Here is a 756-nt window from a genome sequence, read left to right as displayed (position 1 = left end):
AACCATGCCCGTTATTAGTAATGTTCCTATTGGAATGAGTATCTTTTTCATCGTGTCTTAGTTTTTGTAATTGTATTTGAATTCTTTTACCAGATTACCTGTTTTAGAATCCTGTCTTATTTCTTTTAATCGGTTAGCGGTATCATAAATATATACTTCTCTGATTCCTGAAGGTGGAGTTATACTGGTAACCCCAATTAGTGGATCATAGGTATAAGTAGAAACCTGATAAGTAGACAAACCAGAGTTCTTTCTGAAAGTATCTAGTGCTGTAATTAATGCAGGTTCATTAGCAGGATTAGCTGCATCCTGATCTGAAGCATTTACTATAGCAGTCACAACTCCTAAACTTACTAACTGATCATAGGTCGCACCTTGTACTTTAGCAATAGGTTGTGTATTATTATATCCCCAGACAATCGCTGTCGGAACTCCATCTTTGGTAGTATACTGCTGGATGTTTCCTTTAGTATCGTATTTATTATAGGTAATCTCAGTAGACAGAGCATTGTTTTGCATATCATATGAGATTACTGAAGTTGGAAACAGATTAGCTGGATCATCGTATTTTGTTTCTGATCTTGAAATTGTTTTCCCAGCGTCAGAATCATTTTGCTTTTGAATCACCTTAGTTTCTAATGGAATTCCAATCATATTGGCGGCAATCAACTTTTGATTTCCTTTTTCGTGAGCATATTGATAATTTGTTTCATTTACTGTTCCATCTGGAGAAGTTGTGGTTTGCTTGGTCACTTG

The 756-nt window shown here is 35.4% G+C and carries 1 pseudogene; it reads right to left on the bottom strand.

The features are described 5' to 3' along the window. Window positions 1-57: 57 nt before the first annotated feature. Window positions 58-756 (bottom strand): annotated as a pseudogene (locus JHL15_RS05000) (DUF5977 domain-containing protein); the annotation flags it as partial.

Origin of the sequence: Chryseobacterium paridis, from assembly GCF_016595215.1 — a bacterium.
GTDB classification, from domain to species: Bacteria; Bacteroidota; Bacteroidia; order Flavobacteriales; family Weeksellaceae; genus Chryseobacterium; species Chryseobacterium paridis.
The sequence above is the reverse complement of the archived record's forward strand: the minus strand, read 5'-3'. Positions and strand labels throughout refer to the sequence as shown.